The 8510-nt window shown below is 53.9% G+C and carries 6 protein-coding genes; all 6 read right to left on the bottom strand.

What is annotated here, in order from left to right:
* Nucleotides 1-239 precede the first annotated feature (239 nt).
* The 6 genes from DW083_RS12350 to DW083_RS22865 are packed head-to-tail and all read right to left on the bottom strand — an operon-like array spanning nt 240 to nt 8510.
* Nucleotides 240-1532: an ATP-binding protein gene (locus tag DW083_RS12350; protein WP_122332562.1), complete on the bottom strand. Its 1293-nt coding sequence runs from the start codon at nt 1530-1532 to the stop codon at nt 240-242.
* A gap of 22 nt (nt 1533-1554) precedes the next feature.
* Complete coding sequence (locus tag DW083_RS12345) at nt 1555-2043, bottom strand: DUF4157 domain-containing protein (protein ID WP_122332558.1); 489 nt, start codon at nt 2041-2043, stop codon at nt 1555-1557.
* Between the two features lie 21 nt (nt 2044-2064).
* A complete protein-coding gene (locus DW083_RS12340) occupies nt 2065-4911 on the bottom strand; it encodes a contractile injection system tape measure protein (protein WP_122332557.1) in 2847 nt (948 codons plus the stop codon).
* Nucleotides 4898-7159, bottom strand: a complete 2262-nt coding sequence (locus DW083_RS12335) for a hypothetical protein (RefSeq protein ID WP_122332556.1) — start codon at nt 7157-7159, stop codon at nt 4898-4900. The genes DW083_RS12340 and DW083_RS12335 overlap by 14 nt, the downstream gene beginning before the upstream one ends.
* Nucleotides 7160-7192: 33 nt before the next feature.
* Nucleotides 7193-7891 carry a hypothetical protein gene (locus tag DW083_RS12330; RefSeq protein WP_233552186.1) on the bottom strand — a complete coding sequence of 233 codons (699 nt, stop codon included), beginning with the start codon at nt 7889-7891 and terminating at the stop codon, nt 7193-7195.
* A gap of 4 nt (nt 7892-7895) precedes the next feature.
* On the bottom strand, nt 7896-8510 hold the full coding sequence (locus tag DW083_RS22865) for a hypothetical protein (RefSeq protein ID WP_233552185.1): 615 nt from the start codon (nt 8508-8510) through the stop codon (nt 7896-7898).

Here is an 8510-nt window from a genome sequence, read left to right as displayed (position 1 = left end):
AATCTTCGCGAGGTGCCGAGTGCACTACACATTAGCACGGTCGTAATGGCAAAGAGGACGGTCGTAATTGTTGAAAACGCTCAAAAAAGAGGAAAAAGTCCCTTTTTGAGGCCCAAAAAGTGGATTAACATTTGTTTTGTTTTGGATGTCTTTTAGACTTGAAAAATGCGTTTTATACAATAAGCCCCCCTGCGGCAGGCTCTCTTTTGTCAAATAATAAATTTATTTATCCCCAATGATTAGCGGGTGAGCCCTTCTTTCCGTAACGCATCTTCCAGCATCTGTTTGTCCAATGTTTTTTTTCCGGTTGCCATCAGGTACAAGGCACAGCGGCGTACCACGTTTGTGATGGAACCTCCTGAAAGTTCCGTTTCCGCAGCGACCGACAACAGCTCTTCCCGTTGTCTGCCAAGCCATTCTTTTGGCAACATCTTTTGCCACAGCTCCGCACGCAGATCCTCATCGGGCATCGGGAAGTAGATGACGGACTGGAAACGACGGGAGAAGGCCTCATCGATGTTCGAACGGAGGTTGGTGGCGAGGATGACTGTACCGGGGAAATCCTCAATACGCTGGAGCAGGTAGGCCACTTCCTGGTTGGCATGGCGGTCATTGGACGTGTTGGTCGAGGTTCGTTTGCCGAAAAGGGCATCCGCCTCGTCGAAGAACAGGACCCAGTTACGGTTCTCCGCCAGGTCGAACACGCGGGCAAGATTCTTTTCCGTCTCGCCGATATACTTCGATACAATCATGGATAAATCGACCCGGTAGACATCCATATTATTCTTCTTACCAAGCAAAGTGGCCGCAAGGGTTTTTCCTGTTCCCGGAGGACCATAGAACAAGGCACGGTAGCCTGGCTTCAATATACGTTTCAACCCCCAACCTTCCATGATGAAGTCCTGGTGTTCGATCCATGTATTGATTTCTTCGAGCGCCTCCGATGTGTTATAATCCAGAACCATATCTTCCCATTCCAGCGGAGTGGTGATGAGTTTGGCGGGAAAACCGATGTTATAGTCCGGCTTGTAATCCCTGTCAAGCAGTACATGGCTCAAGAACTCCTCTGAGGGGCGGAGTTGCCCGCTCAGAAACGGCTCGCCTTCACCTGCCCCTTCCAGCCGTAGGATGTTCCGGGTATGGAACCAGTGGTCCCTTTGGAACATCCGGATAACGGCTTTTTTCTTCTCCATATCCTCACCGGCAAGGATAAAGGATGCCGTTTCTCCGGTGGGCAGGAAACCGCCGTGAGACAGTCCTTTCCAGCCTCCGAACTCGGTGTACTGCCGGTCGAAGTCCTTATTCTGCACGAAGAGGATGTCGAGCGACTGCGGACAGGTATGCGGCATCAGAGCCAGCATGATAACCACCCGTTCGCCAAATGTGATGTCCTGCCGCTCTGTGGCGTTCTCCAGCCAGCCGCCGGCAGGAGGTGTCACTTCCTCTATCGAGGAATATTCGCACCCTTGCCGGAAATAAAGCTGGATGGCCACGGTCAGGACCTTTCCGAACCAGTCGATATGCGTTGTCATCATAGGCTATGTCATTTCTGCGTTAGTAACTGTTGGCTTTCGCACCCATCACGTCGGCCTCGTGCTCCAGTGCCGGATTGTCGTTCACGGGAAGTCCGCCCACTTCAGTGGTCGGTTCCACACGTCCTGCCATCTGTTGCGCCACGTGCCACGCCTCGTGCGGAAGGTGCTGCTCCTGACCGGGAGCGACGTGGATATCCGTTCCCTGCGTATAGGCAAGCGCCTGCACGGTGGCGGGGTTGTCAGAGTTGTAATGCACCCGCACATCGTCCATCGCAAAGCCGGACAGGTCCTCGATGCCGGTTTTCAGGTTGTCAGGCATACCTGTCTCGTTCTTTTTCTGTATGGGTTGTTCAAATTTACCTTGCAAGGCTTCCTCGTCGTCCTCTCCCAGTCGTTGCAAAGCTTCGTTTTGCGGGCGGTTATCCACGAATTGCAGCGTACCGTTCCCTTCCAGTTTCTGCAGGAAGGTACGTGCCGTCTTTTCCTGATATACTTTTTCAGTTTCCATACGATATTAATTTATAGGGTTTTAAATAAATTCCTGTTTCTCATTCCATATGACCTGGATATACTTCTTCAGCCACGGTAATCGAATCTGCCTGAAGCTCCATGGCACGGATTCAAGCAGGATGTCGTGTGTCTTTTTCTCCACTGTGAGCAGCCACCGTTCCTCCTGTTGTTCCAGTGTGCCGCTGCGGGCGATGAAGCTCTGCCGGAATCCCTTGACCGATGTGCCTTTCAACTGCAGCCAGTTGGCTTTCACCCCCTTCATCATCGAATCAGCGGTCTGTTTCTCCTCTTCGGTAAGCGGCAGTTGTTTAGGTAGCGGAACGTGCCGGGAGAGTCCGGTCAGTACCCGGTTGAAGGACAGTTCCGTCTCCCTGTATACCCGTTCCTCCCCATAGGTGATATACTGCAGTAGGAATACGGCGCGTACCTTGGATGCCGTATCCTTCAGTTTTCTCCTTTCTTCGTCCAAGTAACCGAGCATGCCGGACAGACGGACAAACCAGGGGGTGATCAGGCAGAGTCCGGCATTGCCTACCGGAAAGAATTCCGGTACGTCATCCATGTCCGGCATCGTTTCTTCCCGGAGATGCAGTTCTTCCTTGATATGCTGGATTTCCTCTACCACTTCCGCTTCGCCTTGTACGGATGCTACGGCCTGCACGAAGGAACGGATATTTTCTTCCGGGTTGTTGTATGCCCATTCCTTTTCCTTGTTTCCGGTGGTCAGCCAGATGCCCCATACCTGCCGCTGCACCCGCTCGTCCAAATGCAGCACATCTACCACCTGCCGGAGCAGTTCACAGACGGACAGGGAAAGGCTTGCGGCAAGGTTTGTCCAGTCTCCGACATCCAGCCATTCCGTCCACCGGGCAAGCGGCAACGAGTGTTCTGCTACCGACCGGCGGATATAAGCCAGCAGTTCCTTGGACCGGAAGCGAAGGAAGTGTTGCAACAACCGTTTCCGTAATGTTTCCGGCAAATCCGTCTGCGCCAGGCTTTCCATAGGCAGTGGAATATCCCTTTCGGAGCCACCATCGTTTTCCAACCAGTCCAACAGTTTTTCAGCGATTCCTTGTTTTGCAGGTTCAACGGTTTCCTGCTGTTCCGCTTCCGGCATTATCATTCCGGCCAGCTGTTTCCAGCCGGCATCTTCACGGTAATTCGGGCCTGTTTTTCCTTTGTATACTATGAGGTACAAGAGAGACAGGAACTTTTCGATAATTTCCTTTTCCGTCAATGTCCGTTCCAAAGTGTCCGCATCCTGCATATAGCGCAGCAGGGCTTTCGACAAGGCCGAAGAAAGGGATGCGCCGTTTGTTGCAAGGAACGAAAACGCATCAGCATTGCGTTCCATTCGCTCTACCACCCGTGACAGGACCGATGCCTGGTAGAAATTGGCCTTTGCCATGCCTTGCTTCAATACCAAAACGGACAAGTATCCGGTCAACGTATCGAGCGTTTTTTCTGTCCGTGCCGTATTGCGAAGCAAGGCTATCCATTCCTGTGTATGCCCTGTGACTGCAATTTGCAACAGTTCACGTTTATATCCGGTAGGTATTGCCGTATCTTCCAACCAGTTCGCAACTCCCTCTGCTGTATTCCAAATCTGTTCAAATGCCGTTTGAACAACATTTGAAAGGTTTTCCTGCCGATGATTCCATTCATGAAAGGCAAACGACTGACCGGCTCTTACGTTGTTTTCAGCTTCTCCAAGTATCGCAAGCACCGCTTCCAGTCCGCATGCTTCCTCTTGGGTGGCTACGATCCCGCTTGTTTTCCCTACTGTTCCGGCAGGAGATTCCAGCAGGGATAGTTGCATGAATATCCGGTACAGCTCCCGGTTGAGATACCCGTCATACGCGGGCGATCCGTCCGCATTGCAGGACTGTAGTTCGTAGATGGCGTTCAGTACCTCCTTGTAATAGGCAGGTTCGAACACTTCCAACAGGAAGTCAAAGGTCAGTTCCGCCTTGGAAAGGTGGGGCGAATCACTTCGTTTGCGGATGAAAGTCAACAGGCGGTAGTGCAGGTGCCGGATGAATTCCGCCTTGCCGCCGAAAACGGCCAGACCGTTGAAAGGATAATATTGGATCAGCCATTCATACAGGTAGTGCCAGTAGGGAGGAAGGTCCACTTCTGCATGTTCCCTTGTCTCGGTACGCATCAGTTGCCGGACGGTCGGGCTGTCAAGCAGTGCCGCCATGCCTTGCAGCTCCCCGTCGCTTCCGGTCCGGTGGACGAAACGCACGGGAATGCCGGGCCGCTCCTCCAGCATCAGTGAGAGGAAGCGCTGCTTTTCCCGCAATCCGGCGGAGGGTTCGGTTAGTGCGGCGGCATATACCTGGAGGTGAATTTCCACGTTGTCCGTCTGCCACAGCAGGCGGCGCAGGGCATATTCCTGTTCCAGGCAAAGCTGCGCCGCACGGATAACGAAAGACGTATGGAGGGCGGCGGATTGTGAAAGCAGCCATTCCACCTCTTCCGCCGGATTGAAATCTCCGTCCGCCCATTCCAGATTCGGATAGCCTTGCTCCAGAAAAAACAGCAAGTTGTCCCGGCGGGAGGCATCGTTCCTTTCCCGGTTCTCCTTCGTCCCGGTCTCCCATGCGGGCAGGGCTTTCAGCAGTTCCTCCTTCAGCCTTTGGGGGAATTCCCTGTAGAAGTCCTCTTCGGGGATGCTGCCCAAGTCGAGGTCGAGCCGCTCTATCTCATGCAGCATCTTCTTTCTGTCGTATGGGGCGCAGCATTCCTCCACCACCTGCTCGAAGCAGTGGCGGCAGAAGCTGTCCCAGTCCGTATACAGCCTACGCGCGAAATCTTCACCGGGAGCGGTGAGTTCAAACGATATGTGGTCAATCCGTATCATCCGGTTGTTGTTTTTCTGTCGGGTTTAATATTCCGTCCATGGCTGTCAGCAGTCGCTTCTTATAATCGCCCATGCGTGGGTCGGTCAATGAATGCATCCACTGGTGGTAGCAGGACTCAAACAGTTTCATCCTGCGCTCGTCAAGCCAGTATATTCCGAAGGATAGGTGTGCCGGCAGAAGGGAGCGAAGCAGTTCTTTGCAGTGTTCCCGGAAATGGATCGTATGGAAACGCGCGGTCCAGTCCGGAAGCACGATTGTTAGCCGGAACGGTCTGTCCGTGTCCGCCAGCACCGGTTCCACGATGTAGATTGTCTCGCATGCCCGGTTCAGCTCGCGCAGGAAACGCCGCAGGATATTGGCCAGCGTGTTCAGCCGTTCCCGGCTGTCCGCACGGCCCAGGTTGCTCCAGCCTCCCCGTTCCCGATTGCGGTACAGCAGGAGGTATTCCTCCTTGCCGAGTTGCACCGTCCGGTAACTCTCCAGGTCGGTCCCGCCACGGAACAGGTCTCCGCTGATCCGGTTCACGTTGAAGTAGTCCAGTTCCGAGCGTATTCTTTTATACTCATTCTGCTTTTTCGCTTCGTCCGCTGCAAGCTCCTCATATTCTACTTTCTTCACCTTGTCCTCCTTCAGCATATGCTCGTCGATAAGCAGAGAATCTATCCGTTCCGTCAATGACTTCCCGCCCTTCCTGTCCACGATGCGCAGGTTGTACTTGGGCAATACGTTACTGACGGTATAATCGTCACTACTCTCAAGGCCCAGCAACCGGCAGAACCATTCCTTTATCACCGGCGGGGTACTTTCCCCTCCGGGCCGCAGGATGTTCCCGGCACGTGAACGGTTCCCGGTCAGGCAGGCGGTATGTCGCAGAAAACCCATTCTCCGCCGCAGCGTGCCTTCTTCCGTCTCGCCGTAACAGTTCTGTTCCGACAGCCAGACGGGATGGCTTTCCACGCCGTACAGCTTGTCAAGGAAGTCCAGATATTGTTTCTTCACTTTCCGGATGTGCCGGTTATTCAGATTGCCGGCATCCTCCGCATCGAGAGAGAGGATGCGGGGTAACCCTTCCACTTCCGCCAAGCCTTCCTGTATCACTCGGTCATACAGTTTCAGATAGCTTTCAAAGGCGTTTTCTCCTTGGTCTCTTTTTTCTGACAGACGGTAGCAGGCGGGGAAGTCACCGATGATGGTGTCATGGCTGAAGATATCGCGGAAGACGGATTCCGGTATTCTCCAGTTATATTCTTTCCGTTCCTCCTGTATGGCTTCCCTATGCCGCCCTGTCAGGTACAGGGTTTCCAGCCGCGTGCGGAAAGTCCGTATGTCCGGTTGCACGCCGGAAAGCTTCCCCTGGTGGATACGGACATGAAAATCTTTCGCCTTCTCCGGTATTTGCAGGCCGAAGCCTTCCGAGAAATCCGTCAGTGGCTTTCCCTCTCTCATCAGGTAGCACGTCATGAACGAGCGTACCCCTTTCACTTCACGAAGCAGCTTGTAAAGCTCATGCTCGGTCTGCTGCAATTCGGGACTCGTCTCACGCACGCAATCCGTCATTCCTTCCAGCCACTCTTCGGGAGGAAAGCTGGAACTTGCAGCCTCACTGGGAGCGGAAATCTGTGCCGCCCCTGAGAGGTAATGTAGCAGGGTTCGGTATATCCTTGCCAGCACGACGGACACGTCCTCTGCCGGATCCACTTCGAACTCGGCCTGGAATTCCAAATCTTCGGGTTTGAGTATCTCCACTTCGCCCGACAGGTATTCGCACAGGTTGCGGTGACTGTGGTACAGGGCCTTCACCCGGTCGCATACCGCTTTCGCGTCCTCCACGCCGAACGGGGAGAGCATCACCTTGACGGTGTAACCGCCGGTCGCCGGGTTGCAATCCACCCACACATTATCTATCTCGGGAATATGCGTCAGGAAGAGCCTGCGGTAGTCCTCCGTCGTAACGGGCTGGGTGGTATAGACCTCCTCCGGCGGAAAGAGGCCGGAGTGTCTCGGGGAGAACGGCACACCTTTCTTCGCCAGGTAGTCAGACAGGCCGAATCCCAGCTTGTAGTCCAATTCGGCCAGGGCATGGTTGGCGATGTCGCCCACGGTCACTCCGGGGTCATGGACGTTATAGTCCGTCCACACCTTACCCGATAACCGTTGCACCTCGTCCAGCATCCGCGCCTGAAGCTTCGGATAAAGGGCTTCCCCCTCCCGGAGCTGCTTTATATAAGGTTCTTTCTTCTCGTCCATATCGCCTGTTTACGCTTTGTGGTTCATACCTGTTTATTTCTTGAAAGTCTCCGTCACCCGGCAGTATATCTTCCCCGAGTAGGAGTTCCGCGTACTGCGTATTTGCAGGCGGACCTTGCCGCTTTCCGACAGCCAACGCAGGCGGATGTGTCCCGACCAGCCCCACCAGTGCTTCCGTGGAGACTCTACCCGCTGCTCAAGGGAGTTCAGGCAGATAGCGGCGGCGCGTGTCAGCTTGCATACGCCGAGGTTTGCGTCGCGGTACAGCGCGATGACCGAGTACACCCGGCTGCCTTCTTTCCCGTCCGTCACTTCCGCCAGGTCCGCCCACTGCTTGTCCGCCTTGATTTCCCTATAATCCGGCATAGCGGGTTCGGGAGCCTCTCCGCCCTTCTGTACGGCGGCATGCAGAACGATGGTTTTGTCCTGCGTCATTTCCAACAGGACATCTCCATTCCTGTTCTTCATTGCCAGTCCCTTGTCGGAGGTGACAGCCAGTGTCCACACGGCAGGTTGGCCTTCTGCCTCATGGAGGGTGACTCGCAGCTCTTCCCCGTTTTGGGAATAGAATGCCCAACCCTCTTTGGTGCGTATGACTTGTCCGTCCTCCACGATGTTGGGTACGGAGTCTATCAGTGCGGCAAAATCTTCCTCACGAGGTATACAGCCTTTTTTGAAAAAGCCTCTCAGTGTGCTTCTGTTTACTTTGTTTATTCCGTCAGTATTGTCCATAATCCTATCTGATGATGAAATTTTTTTCTATTCCTGCCTTTCCTATGCCGTCGCCGGAAGAAAGCAGCTCTATCTTTACTTTGGGCAGCAGCACGTTCCACGGATGGCTGACGCCAAAGGTCTTGTCCTCTTTTTTAAGTTCTATATCGTTGAAAGTCATCACGATGTCGTCCACCTTTAACTCTGCTTCAGGCATCAGGTTTTCATGGTTCGCCATGCGTGCGTACAGTGCCTTGCAGGAGTAGATCCGGCCGGTCTCCGGGATTTCTCCCTTCCGGTACCATGGGGCGATGTAGTCCTGCGCCAGCACCACCAGCTGCCTTAATGTCCTTCCATCGTCCTGTACTTTGTCCCGCAGCACCGCCTTGAAGTAAATCTCCTTTTGCTCGTATACGGGGTTGAACACTTTCAGCGGGACATAGGAAGGCTTGTAGCGGGACACTTTCCGCCGTATCTCTTCGAGCTTCCATGCCGGGGAAAGAAAATAACGGCTGTCTTCCGCGCGGCTGAATACTACGAGGCACACCTCCAAAGAGGCATCCTTACAGGGGATGGAGAGGCACTGCACCTTATCCACTTCCGGGAAATGCTCTAAAACCAGTTCCTCGTAATCCCTCAT

This window comes from Parabacteroides sp. AF48-14 (assembly GCF_003477465.1).
GTDB classification, from domain to species: domain Bacteria; phylum Bacteroidota; class Bacteroidia; order Bacteroidales; family Tannerellaceae; genus Parabacteroides; species Parabacteroides acidifaciens.
This window is presented reverse-complemented; position numbering and strand designations above follow the sequence as displayed.